This window comes from Colwellia meonggei, from assembly GCF_057537295.1.
Genome location: NZ_BAAJLZ010000003.1, coordinates 184,074 through 201,124 on the forward strand (window position 1 = coordinate 184,074; position 17,051 = coordinate 201,124).

18 protein-coding genes are annotated in these 17,051 nt (G+C 37.1%); 8 read left to right on the forward strand and 10 right to left on the reverse strand.

The window, feature by feature from the left end; genetic code table 11:
* Window positions 1-98: 98 nt before the first annotated feature.
* Together AC27E9_RS09320 and AC27E9_RS09325 are read right to left on the reverse strand one after the other, a co-directional pair.
* A complete protein-coding gene (locus AC27E9_RS09320; protein ID WP_487129476.1) occupies window positions 99-1,022 on the reverse strand; it encodes a histone deacetylase family protein in 924 nt (307 codons plus the stop codon).
* A gap of 49 nt (window positions 1,023-1,071) precedes the next feature.
* Window positions 1,072-2,907 (reverse strand): GNAT family N-acetyltransferase, encoded by a 1,836-nt coding sequence (locus AC27E9_RS09325; RefSeq protein ID WP_487129478.1) that lies wholly within the window; start codon window positions 2,905-2,907, stop codon window positions 1,072-1,074.
* Window positions 2,908-3,102: 195 nt separating this feature from the next.
* Here AC27E9_RS09325 and AC27E9_RS09330 point away from each other — a divergent pair, with 195 nt between their 5' ends.
* Complete coding sequence (locus AC27E9_RS09330; RefSeq protein WP_487129480.1) at window positions 3,103-3,336, forward strand: hypothetical protein; 234 nt, start codon at window positions 3,103-3,105, stop codon at window positions 3,334-3,336.
* A 14-nt stretch (window positions 3,337-3,350) separates the two neighbouring features.
* On the opposite strand, the gene AC27E9_RS09335 is transcribed toward AC27E9_RS09330, so the two are convergent.
* The 3 genes from AC27E9_RS09335 to AC27E9_RS09345 form a co-directional block, all read right to left on the reverse strand.
* The gene (locus tag AC27E9_RS09335; protein ID WP_487129482.1) at window positions 3,351-4,046 is read right to left on the reverse strand and encodes a 2OG-Fe(II) oxygenase family protein; all 696 of its coding nucleotides are present in this window, start codon (window positions 4,044-4,046) and stop codon (window positions 3,351-3,353) included.
* A 277-nt stretch (window positions 4,047-4,323) separates the two neighbouring features.
* Window positions 4,324-5,493, reverse strand: a complete 1,170-nt coding sequence (locus AC27E9_RS09340; RefSeq protein ID WP_487129484.1) for a hypothetical protein — start codon at window positions 5,491-5,493, stop codon at window positions 4,324-4,326.
* Window positions 5,494-5,700: 207 nt separating this feature from the next.
* Window positions 5,701-5,964 carry a CBU_0592 family membrane protein gene (locus tag AC27E9_RS09345; protein ID WP_487129485.1) on the reverse strand — a complete coding sequence of 88 codons (264 nt, stop codon included), beginning with the start codon at window positions 5,962-5,964 and terminating at the stop codon, window positions 5,701-5,703.
* A 264-nt stretch (window positions 5,965-6,228) separates the two neighbouring features.
* On the opposite strand from AC27E9_RS09345, the gene AC27E9_RS09350 reads away from it, so the two are divergent.
* Together AC27E9_RS09350 and AC27E9_RS09355 are read left to right on the forward strand one after the other, a co-directional pair.
* A complete protein-coding gene (locus AC27E9_RS09350) occupies window positions 6,229-7,065 on the forward strand; it encodes an MBL fold metallo-hydrolase (RefSeq protein ID WP_487129487.1) in 837 nt (278 codons plus the stop codon).
* Window positions 7,066-7,228: 163 nt separating this feature from the next.
* A complete protein-coding gene (locus AC27E9_RS09355) occupies window positions 7,229-8,116 on the forward strand; it encodes an alpha/beta fold hydrolase (protein WP_487129488.1) in 888 nt (295 codons plus the stop codon).
* 117 nt (window positions 8,117-8,233) lie between these two features.
* On the opposite strand, the gene AC27E9_RS09360 is transcribed toward AC27E9_RS09355, so the two are convergent.
* The gene (locus AC27E9_RS09360) at window positions 8,234-9,607 is read right to left on the reverse strand and encodes a hypothetical protein (protein WP_487129490.1); all 1,374 of its coding nucleotides are present in this window, start codon (window positions 9,605-9,607) and stop codon (window positions 8,234-8,236) included.
* Window positions 9,608-9,893: 286 nt separating this feature from the next.
* Here AC27E9_RS09360 and AC27E9_RS09365 point away from each other — a divergent pair, with 286 nt between their 5' ends.
* The 3 genes from AC27E9_RS09365 to AC27E9_RS09375 all read left to right on the forward strand — a co-directional run bounded on the left by AC27E9_RS09365 (window position 9,894) and on the right by AC27E9_RS09375 (window position 12,567).
* Window positions 9,894-10,199 (forward strand): putative signal transducing protein, encoded by a 306-nt coding sequence (locus AC27E9_RS09365; protein ID WP_487129492.1) that lies wholly within the window; start codon window positions 9,894-9,896, stop codon window positions 10,197-10,199.
* Between the two features lie 203 nt (window positions 10,200-10,402).
* Window positions 10,403-12,199: a tetratricopeptide repeat-containing diguanylate cyclase gene (locus tag AC27E9_RS09370; protein WP_487129494.1), complete on the forward strand. Its 1,797-nt coding sequence runs from the start codon at window positions 10,403-10,405 to the stop codon at window positions 12,197-12,199.
* Window positions 12,196-12,567, forward strand: coding sequence for a Fis family transcriptional regulator (locus AC27E9_RS09375; protein ID WP_487129496.1), 372 nt, complete (start codon window positions 12,196-12,198; stop codon window positions 12,565-12,567). Before AC27E9_RS09370 ends, AC27E9_RS09375 begins: the two co-directional genes overlap by 4 nt.
* 37 nt (window positions 12,568-12,604) lie before the next feature.
* Here the strand turns inward: AC27E9_RS09375 and AC27E9_RS09380 are convergent, their stop codons facing one another.
* Window positions 12,605-13,219, reverse strand: coding sequence for a LysE/ArgO family amino acid transporter (locus tag AC27E9_RS09380; RefSeq protein WP_487129498.1), 615 nt, complete (start codon window positions 13,217-13,219; stop codon window positions 12,605-12,607).
* A gap of 149 nt (window positions 13,220-13,368) precedes the next feature.
* Between AC27E9_RS09380 and AC27E9_RS09385 the strand changes: the two genes are divergently transcribed.
* Window positions 13,369-14,262, forward strand: a complete 894-nt coding sequence (locus AC27E9_RS09385) for a LysR family transcriptional regulator ArgP (protein ID WP_487129500.1) — start codon at window positions 13,369-13,371, stop codon at window positions 14,260-14,262.
* A 41-nt stretch (window positions 14,263-14,303) separates the two neighbouring features.
* On the forward strand, window positions 14,304-14,795 hold the full coding sequence (locus AC27E9_RS09390; protein ID WP_487129502.1) for a GNAT family N-acetyltransferase: 492 nt from the start codon (window positions 14,304-14,306) through the stop codon (window positions 14,793-14,795).
* Here AC27E9_RS09390 and AC27E9_RS09395 read toward each other — a convergent pair.
* The 3 genes from AC27E9_RS09395 to AC27E9_RS09405 are packed head-to-tail and all read right to left on the reverse strand — an operon-like array spanning window position 14,764 to window position 16,992.
* On the reverse strand, window positions 14,764-15,480 hold the full coding sequence (locus AC27E9_RS09395; protein WP_487129504.1) for an NAD(P)H-binding protein: 717 nt from the start codon (window positions 15,478-15,480) through the stop codon (window positions 14,764-14,766). The two genes, AC27E9_RS09390 and AC27E9_RS09395, sit on opposite strands and share 32 nt — an antisense overlap.
* Window positions 15,481-15,488: 8 nt before the next feature.
* Window positions 15,489-16,454 carry a hypothetical protein gene (locus AC27E9_RS09400; RefSeq protein WP_487129506.1) on the reverse strand — a complete coding sequence of 322 codons (966 nt, stop codon included), beginning with the start codon at window positions 16,452-16,454 and terminating at the stop codon, window positions 15,489-15,491.
* Between the two features lie 25 nt (window positions 16,455-16,479).
* The gene (locus tag AC27E9_RS09405; RefSeq protein WP_487129508.1) at window positions 16,480-16,992 is read right to left on the reverse strand and encodes a type II secretion system protein; all 513 of its coding nucleotides are present in this window, start codon (window positions 16,990-16,992) and stop codon (window positions 16,480-16,482) included.
* Window positions 16,993-17,051: the final 59 nt, after the last annotated feature.

Here is a 17,051-nt window from a genome sequence, read left to right on the forward strand (position 1 = left end):
AGTTAACTTTGAAAAAGCTTTAGAGACTTAAATTCTTCGGTATTGGTAAAAATAATCTGAACCGTTAATTGCGCAATAAACTCCCTAAATCATTTACTTTAATAGCCTATTAAGCCATTAATGTGAGCAACCGCACTGCGACCTAAGGCATTTAGCGCATAGCCACCTTCTAGCACTGAAACAATGCGTCCTTGTGCATGTTTGTCGGCGATATCTTTTAGCTGATCGGTTACCCAGCGATAATCTTCATCAACTAAACTTACCTGTGACATATCATCTTCAATGTGGGCATCAAAACCTGCAGAAATAAATATAATTTGTGGTTTAAATTTATTTAATGCTGGTAGCCAAGTATCGATTATTGCTTGGCGAAAATCACTGCTTTTTGCCGTCGCATCCAGCGGCGTATTGATAATAGGTGGTTTATTACTTTCTTCAATTTCAAATGGGTAAAATGGATATTGGTAGGTTGAGCAAAATAAGTAGCCTTTTTTGTTTTTAACAATATCTTCCGTGCCATTGCCGTGATGAACGTCAAAATCAACAATAGCGATACGCTTCATTTTATATTGCTGCTTTGCATAAGCGGCTGCTACAGCAACATTATTAAAAAAGCAAAAGCCCATACCTTTATCGTATTCAGCATGATGTCCTGGAGGTCTTGTAGCACAAAAGGCTGAATTGAGCTCTTTTGACATTACCAAATCAACAGCATCCTTCGCTGCACCGGCTGATAATAACGCAGCGTTAAGGGTATTTGGGTTCATCACAGTGTCATCGTCGACTCGATATGTACCCTCAGTTGGCGCGTTGGCAAAAATTGAATCTATGTATGCTTTGTCATGGGCCAGATACAGTAACTCTTTATCGATAGGCTTGGCATTAAATTGTCTTACTACATAGTCTAGGCCACTTCGAATAAGCTGGTCTTGAATGGCAGCCATCCGCTCAGGGGCTTCTGGGTGATGGTCGCCCATATGGTGCGTTAAACATTGATGATGACTTATTACGCCAACAGTCATAATAATTTCCTTTAAATGTTACCTAATTCAAGTTCGGTTAATGTTAAATTTACAGCGTAAATGCCAAACTAACTTCATCATAATCGTCAGATGGTTTTCGTAAAAAACCGGCATTTTCAAATACTTTTAGCATAGGAGCATTGTCGCGTCTTACACAAGCAACTAACTGTGTTAAGCCGCGAATTTTAGCAATCGCGATTAATTCAGAAAGTAATGCCTTAGCCATACCTTTGCCACGTTTACTTTCTTTGATAACAAAAGCGACTTCTGCGCTATTATTCGCTGCTAAAAAGTAATAGCGCGCAACAGCTTGAATAGATTCGCCTAAATGGTCACGCTCGGTTAAACATAAAGCTAAATCAACATGCTGATTCACGCTGACCAAATTACATGACTTCTCTCGGGTCATTTGTGTTGCATGATGGTTGTATCGCATCATAAGAGTCTCTTTATTGTGTGAGTAAAAGAACTCTTGTAATTTACGTTCATCAGCAGGAGCTAACGGCCGGAGAAAATATTCACTGTCACCAAAGGTAAAGCGTTTAATTTCTATTTTTCCTAATTCAGGGACTGAAGTAGGGGTGTTTTCTTGATATTCCGGTACCCAATAATGTTTACGAACATCTTTTAATAGTTGTGCGCGAAACTTAGGGTGGGCAATACGAATAAGTTCAAGAGAGCGTTCACGAATACTTTTCCCTTGAAGTGAGGCAATACCGTATTCAGTAACCACATAAGAGACATGACCGCGAGAAGTTACTACACCACCACCTTCAGTAATATGCGGCACAATGCGTGATATTTTTCCGTCTTTCGTAGTGGAAGGTAAGGCAATTATAGGTTTACCACCTTTGCTTAGGGCTGAGCCACGAATAAAGTCAACTTGGCCGCCAATTCCACTATAAAAATGATAACCAATAGAGTCTGATACTACCTGCCCAGTTAAATCAACTTCAATGGCGCTATTTATCGAAACCATTTTTTCGTTACGGGCAATGTTTACAGGTGAGTTAATATGTTCGCTTGGGTAAAACTCAACGTGTGGATTGCCATCCACAAACTTATAAAGTCGCCTAGTGCCGACACAAAAACTTACCACGGTTTTACCTTTATGAAAGGTTTTTTTACGGTTATTGATAACGCCCGATAGCATTAAATCAATAATACCGTCTGAAATCATTTCACTATGGACACCTAAGTCTTTGTGGTTTGCTAAATACTGTAAAACGGCTGAAGGTATATTACCTATGCCTATTTGGATGGTCGCACCATTTTCAACTAACATAGCAACGTACTGACCGATTTGCTCTGTTGCTTGGTCAACTTCTGGCTCTGGCACTTCTGGCAAGTACTGTTTCATAGTCATATGCGCATCAATTTGATTAATATGTACAAAACCATGGCCATTGGTACGTGGCATTTTGGGGTTGATTTGCGCAACAACGTATTTAGCTTTTTTAATCGCTGCTGAAACAATGTCGACGCTAACACCTAAAGAACAGTATCCGTATTCATCTGGCGGACTAACCATAATAAGCGCAACATCTAAAGGTAGAATATTCTCATTAAATAGTTTTGGGATTTCGGACAAGAATGATGGAGTGTAATCAGCGCGCCCTTCACGTATTGCTTTGCGAATTTTCTCGCCACCAATAAAAAATGCGTTAACTTTAAATAAATCACGATGTTCAGTATCAGCCCAAACATTGTCTGACAATGTGAGAATGTGTACGGCTTCAATATCGTGTAGCCCAGCGCTATTAGCGATTAAATCATCAATAAGGGCATTGGGTACTGCGGCGTTTGAGCCGATGAAAATTCGATTCCCTGACTTAAGATATTTTGACCAGTCGATAGCTGATTTTTCTTTCTTTTTTATCGGCATAACGCTCTCTGTTTTTGCTGAATGAGTCTGAGTATGAATTAATCAATAAGTTATTTTTTGATCCGGGTCAAATTTAATGTCTTATTAGACTAAAGGTGTAGTTTAATCGCTTGAAAAACAAATTGTTTTTTCGCATGTTAGTATAGCTTGTTTAGCTACGGATGCATCAGTTTGTTGTGCTAAAAAGGAGGGGATATGTCAGAGGTTGCGCAAATAAGATTAATGAAAATTTTCATCGTGATTGGCATTTCATTATTTGCCTTAGGGCATTATTTGATCTCTTATGCTGATCTACCTACAACCATGGGGGTAAAGGGGATTATTATCTGTGCTGTTTGCATTGCATTCGGGTTGATTTTTTCTTTACCTACTAAAATGTATTTAACTTTTTTGTTGGTAAAGCGTGAGCAAGCTAAAGCCCGAGAGTAGCCGAGAAGAATAAGCTATTTTGTCGTAAACCAACCGCTAATGGTATAGCGAGCGGCCGCAGCGAAAGGACTTACTGTCGTTACAGCGTGAATATGCTTAGTATCGAATAAATGTAAGCAACCAAATTTTGGTGCCCAAGCGTCTCTTGGTTGACCATCTTGTTGATAAAATTGTAAAAGCCCACCCCAATCTGGGTGCCATTGCGGCGATAGGTGTAATACAAAAGCGATACGGCGCTGGCCTTCAGCCCCTTCGTCTTTATGGCGGGTAAGAAACTCGCCAGGTGTATATTTTGTGTATTGAATTACGGCATTGCAGATGTCATTTTTTCCGGTTGCTGTTTTTATAAAGTTAATGACGTCGTTACTTTTTATCCATTGTTCAAATGCGGCTAGTACCGGGTTACGTCTTTCTGAATCAGGTGCTCTGCCATACCAGAAACCTATACCCTGTGAGGCATTTTGATAAACTTGGCGCATTAAATCGTTGATGCCGCGTTGTCCAAGGTTTGCTATTTCTTTTCTCGGCAAAAGCTGTGCCTGATTATTTAACGTAAACGCTTGATCAAAAGTTATATTTTCATGAAGTACTTTGTAGATACTTTCAACTTGCCCTGTCGGCATTATGTTATTTACACGTACACGGCCATCTTGTATGAATTCATGATGAATACTCTTAGCATTCAGAGCAGGAGAAATTGAAAATTGCATATAAATAATTGCCTTAGACTGATCTTATACCTTTGTGAGGGTTGCCGTAGTTTGCAATTTTTGTCCAAAGCAATCAAGCAGAAATTTAACACTTAATTATTTATCGGTAATCATAAATAATTAAGTGTTAAAAATATGAAATGTTAGATAAAAATGATTAAATGCGCCAAGTTAAATCAAGGACTAGTGATATGGTGCCATTAAACTTTATTTGATGGCACCAAAAATTGAACTAATAGCTGCGTCTGTAATTTGGCTGTATCGTATACGTGAGATGTTAACCAAAAATATTACGCATAAGGGTTATAGCCTGATCTACTGTTTTACCATCTTTAACACTGTTTACGATAGTGCTGCGCATATTTAAAATATATTCTGGAATATCGTCTGCTTCAAACGCTTTATCAACAATTGCTTCAGCTGATTCTTTACTACGCTTTACTGCTTTGGCGACACCAATTTTAATTTTCTTTGGCTTATCACGCATGCGTATATAGTTTGAATTTTCCGCCAATGAATTATCAGCAAATAAAAATATATCAATCAAGATTGCGCGGTTTTTCCACAATTGCTGCTCTACTTCATCTTCAGGCATCTCACTACGCCACCATTGTGTGCCGCGAATACTGTTGATCATTTCATGCCAGTAATCATCAAAACTTTGGTTGTTTAACTTAACTAAACCTAAACCTTGCGAAAGAATGTCTAATTTACTGCTAGTTAGAGCAACAAATTGGTCAGGTCGACGCATGGCTAATAGTCTTGTTGCCGCGGTAAGCGGGGCTTTCTCTCCATCTGTATGTTGAGAAAATATTGCTTTATAGGCATTTACAAAATCTTGGTAGTGTTTTACGTTCACTTCACCTTCTAAAGGAATGAAGGCTAAAGCTTGGTCAAACGCTTCAGGTGTTGATTTTAGTAACTGATGGAAATTTTTTGCGCCGCGTGTTCCGGCAAACCATTCAACATCAAACATGTAAACACTGATGTCGTGTTGTGCGGTGTGTTTACCAGCAAAAGTAAGGCGGTCTTCTTCAATCATTTCAGCTAAGCTTTTTTGACTAATATTCTCGACATAGTCGAGTAATTTTAAACGCTCTGGTAAGGCATGTAAGCTAGCGTTATCTTGAATAAAGCTAGTAAAAATAGGCCATGTAATAACACGTGCCATTTTTAATTGGCAAGCACTAACACCATTTGACAACGTATCTTGCAATTTCTTTAATGGCTTTTCTTGGCTTGGCTCTAATAAATCTCGATTAACGTCGTGCATACAAATACGGTGTAATTCACGACACCAGTTTAGGAAATCCTCAGGATGATTTTCTACTTTTACTGCCATTAAATTTAGGCTGATATCCGCAACGAATGATAATGCATTTTGGTAAATGGTTTGTTCAGCAGTACTAAGTGCCATGGCATTAGGTGAGGTAAGTAATTTTCTCATGAAACTGGAGTTTTCCGACGATAAAAACATAAAAATAGGGCGGCATAATACGTGTAAAATCGTCTAACGCAAGTGATAAAGTGTAATTTAGTGGAGAAAATTTTAACTGCTGATTTATGAAACTGTTTTTGCTGGCTTAATGTTCAAAACCTCTGCTAAATGAATTTTAGGTAAAGGTTTTGAGCATTAAATTGAGATGGTTTTCTATTAAGGTGTGACTGTTTGTTTAGGTTTAGAAAAATATTTCACTAAACCAATAACTGACGCTGCTATCCAAAATAACTCGATAACAAAACTGGCCAAGTTAAAGTTGTAGCACAAACTAATCAATAGCAAAATGGCGCCGCTAAGGTTGATTAGGTTATACGCTAAACTTTGTGGGGTTAGTTTTTCCAGTTGTAGCAAAAAAAATGCTCCAACCACTAAAAAAGTTCCCGACATGCCAATGACGTCGAATAAAATATCGATCATGATAAACTCCAAGCTTAAGAGGGTGATCCAAAATGCTGGCCCTTTCCATGGGTAGGATCGTTTTCTTTCCGTGAAACAGCTTGTCGCTGACCGTAAATAACAACAGTAACAATAAACAGTTCTTATTTAGGTAAATTCGCTGCTATTGTAAGCAGGCTTTTTCAAAAGGTAAAGAGTTAAAGTTAAGGCGCTATTTAAGCTGGTTTGACTAAATGTAGACGATAATAAAAATAATTAAAAATTTCAAATAACAAAGGACAGGTGATGAAGCGTATTTTAATAGTGAAGATTTTGATATTGGTATCAACGATAATATATAGCCAAAGGGCATTATCGCACGACACAAATATGACCAGTGCCCGTTACTTGGGTAATGCTGGAATTTTGATAAGTGAACACAACAGTAAGCTATTATTCGATCCGTTTTTTCATAAAGATTTTAGTATTTACCAATTAGTACCAAAAGAAATCCGACAAGCAATTTTTCAAGGTATCACTCCTTATAATGATGTAAATTTTGTTTTTATTAGCCATGCTCATGATGATCATTTTTCGGCAAGCGATTTATTAAAATATGTAAACTTACATCAAAAAGTACAGGTTATTGCGCCGCAACAAGCAATAGACAAGCTGACTATGTTAAGTGACTTTAAACAAACGGCAAAGCATGTTTTACCTAGGTTACATGCTGTCACACTTAGTTATGGCGATATGGCTTGGTCGAAAACCATTAATAATGTTCAAGTATCTGCCGTGCGCATTCCTCATGCAGGCTGGCCAAGTCGTGCTGAAGTTGAAAACATCGTGTTTCGTGTCACGTTAGCTAATGGCACCACAGTCATGCATATGGGAGATGCTGATCCAAACGATGACCACTATTTACCTCATAAAAATCACTGGCAAAAACAAGTGACAGATACCGCTTTTCCTCCATATTGGTTTTTTTATTCTGCTGAAGGTCGTGATATTTTAACTGATATTATTAACGCTAAGCAGCACATTGGCGTGCATGTGCCAGTTGAAATCCCGAAACGTTTAATTGAATCTAAAGAGTTGTTTTTCTCAACACCCGGTCAAGAAGTGCAGCTCCATCAACATTAATTTAAAGCAATACCGTTCTTCGTTGCAATGACGAGTTAGTATTTTAGTGCTTGTTTTATAGTAAAAATCTCAGTAATCTTTTTGGTCAGACCAGTATGGATGTTTTAACTGAATCATATGTGGTCAGATTATTGGTTTTCTTATTAATTTCAGGAAGATAGAGATGCAACAAGAGTCAATTTATATTAGTGATGGTGAACACCAGCTCCACTTACGCCATATTTGGAAAAATAGTGGCGGAGTGCCTATATTTATGTTGCATGGCTCAATTGAAAACGGCCTTATTTTTTACACTAAAAAAGGTAAAGGCTTAGCTTGCTTTTTAGCTGAGCAAGGTTTTGATGTTTATGTTGCTGATTTACGTGGGCGTGGTTATAGCACCCCAAAAATAAACGCAGACTCGGCATTTGGTCAATATGAAGCCATTACGCGTGATATTCCTCTATTTTTAGAAAAAATTTATACGCTAAACCCACAAAAACTTCACCTTGTTGCTCATTCATGGGGCGGAGTATTGCTGTCGAGTTTCTTGGCTCGCTATCCTCAGTGGCTAGAGAAAGTACACAGTCAAGTTTGCTTTGGGACAAAAAGGGTGGTGACAGCCAAAACATTTGAAGCTTTTATAAAACTGAAAGTATTGTGGCGTTACTTTGCACCATTGTTTGCTAAAAAGCGCGGTTATTTAAATGCCAAGAAATTAGGTATTGGATCAGACAATGAAACTAAACAATCTTTGGCTGACAGCTTGGCATGGGTTACACCTGGAGTATGGCATGACACAATTGATGGCTTTGATTATTATCAGGCCGCGCAGCAAGTTGCTTGGCCGCCAACATGGCATTTAACAGGTATTAAAGACCATGCTTTAGGCCATCAACAAGATGTTAAATTATTCATGAATGAATGTGCTAATAGTCAGGCAAAATTTTCATTATTGTCAAAGAGTGCTGGTAACCAACTTGATTATGATCATATTAATATTTTGACTAGCCGGCTAGCCGTTAACGATCATTTCATAACATTGGCTGACTGGTTAGCTAGCCATCATTAAACCATTTAAGTCGATGATTAATGCATTGCGACGACATTATTTAATATTGTGATGGTCGCCATTGCACTTAACTATGTTTTAGTTTCTACTCAGTAGATTCACTTTAAGGCTAGGTAATTAAATATCATCACAAGTTTCCATTGCTTCAATATTAATAATAGTCGAGCGGTTTAATGTAATTTTAAAGCGCTGTACTTGCTGATGCTGTTGTTTGTCGGTTTGCATAACAACCAGGTTAATCTGATATCGTCTCTCAACGGCTTGTTTGGTGATTTTATTACTTTCAAGTGAATAAAGTTTGCCTTCACCTTTTTTTAAAAAGCGAATAAATGGCGTTAAGTTGAAATAAATGCGTTGCTGTATTTCATCGTAACCGGGTAAAAATGTTTTCGCGTAAACTTTACTATCACTACGAAAATGCAGTAATTTCGCTGCTTGCTTATTTTGTTGCCGACGGGTTTGAAACAGAGTGTCTACTTGTTTCGGTAAGTCTTTATTGCGGATGTACTCCAACCAAATAGTTTGGCTAGTAATTCGACTTTTGTTGACACTATTACTGTAAATATTTTTCCATTTTGGTAGGCCGCGTTGGATTCTTCGCCAAATTATACGGGTGATATCATCTTTAAATATCTCCCTTAGTCCGTAAATAACACCCAACATCCCGACCAAGGCAATGGTTACCTCAGTAAAATTTGCTCTCGCATTTAATACTAGCACCATAACAAATGCCATAATAACGGCGGTAACTGTGCCTCTTACCAAGCGTTTTAAATTTGTATTTAGGTTTTTTACGTCTTTTTTTAGCACTACGCCATATTCAATTAAACGCTCTAATAGGCGCATTTTATTGGTTATACGGTTTGGGTCGCCAATGGTAATTTGTGAGTTATATTGATTTGCTTCACGGTAGTCATTTTCACTTCGACATAAGTCCAACAAAAAGTTTCGCTCGGCCGTAAAGTCACTACTTTTTGGCCCATGTGACAAGATTTTTAAAAATGATTGTTCGACATGCCAGCTAAGGTAATTATCGGCATTTTCAAAAAATGAACTTAATTTTGTATCAGATGGGGTATAACGACGTAGTTTTTTTAATAGTAACGTTATTTGCTCTGCCAGCAACACAGCTTGTGGGTAGAATCTTTCGCTTTCTTTAAGTTTAATGGTTTGTTTGATATCGGTATCTAAGGCAATACGAATTTGATAAGAAAATAAATTTAAATTTAAGCGGTAATCACTTTGTTGACCTTTTTGCTGGCTAATGAACCGGCTGCGAACTAACGGCAAATGTAGTTGGTCTGAGTAATAGGCACTATGGCTTTTAATGCTACTATGGAAGTATTGTTCTTCGGATAACGTTTTCGGGCTAATGCCCATTTCAACGGGTAACGAGAAATATAAATCGAGTCTTTGGTTATCGCTAGGGATTAACTGATAACTAATTTTTATCGACAGGTTTTCATCTTGAATGAGTTTTATATTATTCACTTATAAATTTTACTCCTTGGTATGGTATAAATCGATGAATATTAAGCTTTACTTCCTTTATTATACGCTACAATTAGTTTAATTATGCGAATTCATCAAGGAATTTAATTTGCTATTTGCTGGTCTTGATTATTAAGGGTTGTTGAAATTTGTTTTTATTTCTCAGCTGAATTAATAAACAAAGAGCAACAGCCCCTAGCATTATTTTTTGCTTAGCCAAAAGTAGCAATAATGCACCATTGATAATATTGCAGACACAATTTCGTTGTATAAAGGGAATATTAACATGAAAATGGTTTATACCTGTGAAAATCACTTCTTAGCTAATAATGCTAAAAATATCGTTGAATGTAGCGGTATTGCAACATTTTTAAAAAACGAGTTTGCTCAAGGCGCTGTTGGGGAAATTTCTGCCTTTGATTCTTGGCCCGAAGTTTGGGTTGTTGACGACAATGACTTTGAACAAGCAAAAGCGATTATTGCTTCATCTGAAAGCGTTGCCAGCATGGATAATTGGATATGTAACCATTGTTATGAGGAAAACGATGCTTCGTTTGAGCTTTGTTGGCAATGTCAAACAGAGGCTGACTAATTCCTCCTATTAAGTACTTGAATCATGTATAAGCATAATGGATTTTTAATTTACCACCGTTTAATTAAATTGGCTTTATGAATGATAAAGTTTATTTGCCTTTGAAATACTTTTGTATAATAAAGAACCATTACATTTGCTCATAAATTAGGTAAACTGTAGATAAGACGAAGGAACGTTTGTACTATATTGGATTAAGGATAATGATGTATTTTATCAAAGGAATGTCCCACCACCGTATAGTCGTATTTTTGCTGTTAGCATTATTGGCTCCAACAAGAAGCTACGCTGATGAAGCGCTGGAAAATTACAATAAGCTGAAAGATTTACAGCACTTAAATACTGACATAAACCGGAATTTCATAAATCAATTACTGGTAAAAATATCTCAAGATAGCTACCAGTTGTTGCGAGCCCCTATTTACGCCAATATTGCGAAACTAAAAACGAATGATGGTAATTGGCTTGAAGGCAAAAATTACCTTGATTTAGCCATCTCATCCTTAGCCAAAACCACCGATGATGAATTACTGATTGAATCGTTAGAGAGTATTAGCTGGATATTTTTTATTAGAGGTAATTACAGTGATGCTATTTTCTATGTGCAAAAAATGGCTGACCTTGCCTATGAAACAGAAAATCAACGAGGGCAAATTGCAGCACTAAATCGCTTGTCATTGAGTTATTTGGAATTAGAGCTATTTGAATTGGCAATTGAGCCATTGGAATTAGCTTTAGAGCTAGCACGAAAAACCAATAATTATGATAGTGAGTTTTTAGCAACACTTTATTTAATCAATGCCCGAGTGAAGCTAAATGGTTTTGATCCAGAAGAGACTTTAGTACTGACTTTAGTTGCTGAAAGAATCTCCTCCAAGTTTAATATAGATGATGGTTATTTACCGAGACTAAAGGGCGTAGTACATCAGCAAATAGGGAACTTTGATGCTGCAGAGCGCTGGCTTAAAATTGCCGAAGAAAGAGCTACTTTAAAACATGATGTTCGCTTACTACAAATGGTTAGTCAAAGTTTGTCGGAGTTTTATTTAGAAAATAATCAGCCTTGGTTAGCGCTTGATTATGCAACGGCTAGCTTAAATTACAATAATCAAATGCAACACCTAAATGGCCAGGCAGCATTGCATTATTTATTGAGTGAGGTTTATCAACAATTAGGTGATGAAGCCAGTTCGTTGAAATATTTACGCTCTTACGCAGACTTTCAGCACTCAGCAAGTGATAAAAATACGGTGAGCTTGCTTACAACTATGGATAAGCGCATTGAAAACATTAAGCGTAAGCAAAAATTAGCTGAATTGGAAAATTCATTGCTAGCAAATAAAGTGGCAGTTAAAGAAAGTGAAAATGAACAACAAGTTTTTATTTTTACTATCGTAGGTTTAGTACTGATATTTGGCTTTATTATTATTGTTTTTCTTGTTCATCACCGGATGTTAAAGGCGCAAATTTCTTTATCAATGAAAGACGAATTAACAGGAGCTTATTGCCGTAGTTATCTAAAAGGCTATTTACCGGCGGTAAAGTCACGGTTTGAACGTAATTCTAGTAATGATCTCTCTATTGGCGCATTAATTATTGATTGTGATGATTTTAAGTTTATTAATGATACATTTGGACATGCTGGTGGTGATAAGGCGCTTAAGGAAATTGTTAGTACATTGTCGAGTCAAATTCGCGAACATGATTTATTATTACGCTGGGGTGGAGACGAATTTGTTATTGTTTGTGAATCAATAAACCAACAGCAAATACGAGAGTTAGCAAAGCGCATAACAACCAGTATTAGCGACATGCAGATACATTATGATGATATTATACTTACTGTGACAGTATCGGTCGGTTATGCTTTACACAATAAAGCCGAACATTTTAACTTTGATGGTTTAATTAAGTCTGCGGATGAGTTTTTATTCGCGACAAAGAAATCAGGAAAAAATAACTGGCTAGGAGATAACTTTAATGAGTTATCAGTTGAGTGACCGCCTTAATTTTTAATATTAATAATATGCGTAAATCAGATAAAAAAATAGAAAATAATATTCGTACGGTCTTAACAGAGGTATGCCAATTAGCACTAGAAGACATTGAAGGTTTTGTTTGGCTCACCCATACAGTAAATTTTCAATCATTGTCGGAAAGCTTGTGCATTACTTGCGTTTTTGACACAAATAGCAATTTAGCAAACTACTTAACTTCATCGCAGAAAAACCAATTAGTGACGCTGATTGAAAGCAAACTCGCCAGCATAGGTATTAAGCTTAAAAATAAAGCCAAACAAATTATTCTCGATAGCGAAGAAAGCTGCGCTGAATACCAACAAGGAAATTGGCGTAAAAGATTATCCTAGTCAAACTATAACTGAGTCATATCGCCGTTTAATCATACTAAAGGGCGCTAAATAACGACAACGCAATTGCACACATAATCAAGCCAACCAGTATATCAATTCCTCGTTTTACTTTAGATTGCCCCAGCCATGGTGACATTTTAGCTGCTGCGCCTGCTAAGCTATAAAACCAAATTAGTGATGCCAGCATGGTACCAATAGCAAAAGCAAGTTTCTCGTTACCTTGAAATTGGCCGCCAACGCTACCTAAAATTACCACAGTATCTAAATAAACATGTGGATTTAGTAAGGTAACAGCAAGGGTTGAGGCGATAACTATCCATGGCCGTTTATTGGCTCTTTCTGCAGAATGTAATTGATGTTGATAGTTATTTCGCCATGCTTGATAAAATGACATGCCGGCGTACGCTGTTAAAAATATGATGCCGCCCCAGGAAATAACCGTAACTAAACTCGGCGACGTTGCAATTAATTTTGCACCGCCAAAAACACCAAGCGCAATGAGGACGACATCACAAAACATACAAATGGTTGCAGCAAGAAAATGATGATTCTTTTTAATACCATGGTTTAAAACATGGGAGTTTTGTGCACCTAATGGGATGATCATACTGGCACCCAAAAATAGTCCTTGAAAAAGTGGCGAAAACATTCTTGCTCCAATTGGTTATTGTCTTGAACTTGCAAGCTTAATTTAGCGAAAAATAATATATAAATATAATTAATGATTTTTATCACCGATTAGTTTTGCTAATGTTGTGTTAATAAAAACAGGTTACTGGAGTATGAAAGGGGGGTCACTTGCTGGATTATAAATTACTGCATGCTTTTAGTGTGGTTGTTGATGAGCAAAATTTTGATAGAGCGGCTTCCGCGTTGGCGATTACGCAATCTGCAGTATCACAGCGGATAAAAGCGTTGGAGCAAGCTATAGGTCAACCAGTGTTGGTACGTGCACAACCTTTAGTAGCCACGGTCATTGGCAAAAAATTACTGGCACATTACCAACAAGTTAAATTGCTTGAACAAGATATTTTACCGGATATATCTGCAAATAGTCGACAAGATACTATACGCGCCAACATTGCCAGTAATGCCGATAGTTTAGCAACTTGGCTTATTTCAGCTGTAGGAGATGTGTGCCACCAATATAATTTGTCGGTAAATTTTCGCTTAGCTGATGAAAATAGAACAATAAATTATTTAAAAGATGGTGAGGTTTTTGGTGCTATAAGTACTCATGCACATGCGTTGCCAGGTTGCACTTTAAGTAAGCTTGGTGATATGCATTATGTTTTGGTTGCAGCGCCAAGCTTTGTTCATACTTATTTTCCTGACGGTATTCATGAACAAGCATTAGAGCGTGCGCCTGCTGTGGCTTACGATCAAAAAGATGATATGCATATTAAATATATCGAGCACACATTTAATTTGAAAGGTGGCTCATACCCATGCCATACCGTTCGTTCTTCAGAAGCTTTTGTTGGTTTTGCGAAACAGGGGTTAGCATACTGTTTGATCCCTAAATTGCAAATACAGGCTGAACTTGATGCTGGAGAACTTATTAATTTAATGCCAGAAAAGCCAATAACGAGAACACTTTACTGGCATCATTGGGTATTATTAAAAGGCGTGTTTAAAGAGTTTTCTACGGCAATTATTGCGCGTGCCCAGTATGCTCTTGAGCATCAATAAAATAATTGATTGATGAATATTAGAAAAATTAAGGAGATATAATGAGTGCTTTAGTTATTAGAAAAGCTGTTGCCCAAGATGCTGGAATTTTATTTAGATTTATTAAAGACTTAGCTATTTATGAAAAAGCGGAGCATGAAGTGCTCGCAACCGAGTCGATGATTAAGCAAAGCCTATTTGCAACCGACAGCCACGCATTTGCACTGATTTGTGAGTTAGACGGCATCGCGATTGGCTCAGCGATTTACTTTTTTAATTACTCTACTTGGCTTGCCAAATCAGGACTCTATTTAGAAGACTTGTATGTTATGCCCGAGCATCGAGGTAAAGGCGCTGGTGTTAAATTATTAAAAGCTTTAGCACAAATTGCAGAAGAAAAGGACTGTGCACGCTTTGAGTGGAGTTGCCTTGACTGGAACACGCCGTCGCGAGAATTTTATCACTCGATAGGGGCAGTAGCGCAAGAAGAGTGGGTAAGTTATCGAATGAGTGGAAAAACGCTTAGTGATTTTGCAGCTGATCTGACTCAATAATCATAGTGCCTTGCTTTGGCTGATTAGCGAATTTGAGCATAGCTGTTGCAACTTTATCGGCAGATATTACGCGATATTTTTTTGGAATGACTATCGCTAATGCTTTCATTAACACCGTACCTAACTGCTCGGCTAATCTAAATTCTCGCCTTTTTCCCGTTAACATTGAAGGGCGAAATATGCCCAAATGTGGGTAAGCTATCACCTTTAAGCTGTTTTCAATCTCGCCTTTTACTTGATTATAAAAATAAGGTGAGTTTTCATTTGCACCAATAGCAGAAACGAAAGTGAATAAGCTTGCTCCTTGTTGATGGAAATATTTCGCAATGGCCAATGGGTAATCATGATCGATTTGGTAAAACGCTTGCTTTGAACCAGCCTTATTTATTGTACTGCCTAATGTGCAAAATATATGCTCAGCGAATGGTTGGTGTGTATTGTTATTGCAGTGCTTAGCCAATTCGTCACTAAGTTGGTTAAAGTCGATAACCACTTGTACAAGCTTTCTATGCGTTATATTTAGCGGTCTTCGCGTTAAAGCTGTAACGCTTGTATATTTTGATGATGCAAGCAGCATTTGTAACAAGTGCTCACCAATTAAGCCACTAGCACCAACAATTACAGCATGTAGTTTATCGTTTGGGCCCATTTTCGAAATGGTATTTGACGTTATATTTTTAGGCATAATTTGAGTTATTTTACTCGATAAAGTGTTCCATTATTATTGACCGATTTAATAAGTTTACTGGCTATTTCTTCGGCTAAAATAAGCTCTTCAGATGAAAGCTGCTGAGATGATTTTTCAATATACCATTGATAGCGACGGTAAAGCTCATTGTTATCGGTAAAGTTTAAAATAGCTTGGTTATATGCATAGGCTTTTATCCAACCTTTTGCACCATAGTTTTGAGAATGGTACATATTAGATAACGTAGCCATTGCTTTTAGGCTACCTTGATTGGCAGCTTGTGTTAAAAAGAATAGTTTTTTATCTATAAAACTGTCACGAGTCGCAACATAGTCTGTGCGTGATAATTCAGCGCTGTATTGTGAGTTCATATAAAATTCAGCGTTAATTTGCGAGAACTGCTCTTGTGCTACAACTAGCCCTTGCTCAGCAGATGCGTTTAAATAATGATAAAACTGTTGTCGCTGAGCGTCACTAATACCTTGGCATTTATTATATTTTTCAGTTAAATGCGCTATATATTGTGATGATTCATTACTATCTAATGCCAATTGTAGTTTATGATTATAGAGCACTTCAGATGACGGTGAATTCCAGCAATATTTAAGGTTCATTGACAAAATATAACCCGCAATAAGATCTCCGTTATCAAATCGCTGTATTAAATCGTCGAATTTATCTTTTAATTTTCCTGTAATACGCCAGTCGGGATGTTGTTTAAACGATGGGCTTAAATTTTGTACGTTAAAGTTCTCAACTGTTTGCTTGTTAGTCGCGGGGATTTGGTGTTCGTGTGTTGCCGAATTAGAGCTATTTATAGTATCAGGCGTTGAAAGCTTAGTTTTGTTTAATGAGTCATTAGTTACGGCTTTGTTTATCGTGAAAAAATGATGATTTATGAAAAAAATAATTATAAAAATAGCAAGCAATATTGCTGATACTAAGAATAATTTTTGCTGCTGTTTAGCCATTAATAAGATCTATAAAGTTTACTATTTAAAGTAAAGCAACTTGGCCAGTTTCTGAATCGTATGTAAAACCAAAGAGTACCTTTTCGGTAAGTTTATAAGAGCAGGTGCCACTACCTTCATAATTTACTGTAAAGTCAGCACTATCATCAACTGCCGCATTACTGTCGCCATTTTCGATTAGTGCTTGCCATAGCGATAAACAGTCGTCGTCATTATCTGTCGATATCACAACATCGCTACCAGCATAACTTTGTGCTGGGAATCCTTGTGGATTAATATCTATTTGCCCAGACGCGTCACTGCCATATAACTGTATATTATCGCGTTGGCTAAATGCATTTGGTGAACCCTTTGCTCGCCATTTTAAATTTGCTAAATTAACACCAGAGCGAAGCGCACCCGCATTCGCAGACACTTTAGCCTGTAGAGCATCGTCTGTTAAATTAATAAATTTTGGTAATGCTGTTGCCGCTAATATTCCCAAAATGACAATAACCACTACTAACTCAATTAACGTGAATCCCTGTGCTTTTTTCATATTAATTTTAGTAATTTAAAATTTGTAAATACTGTATAACATGGTAAATATGATAACAA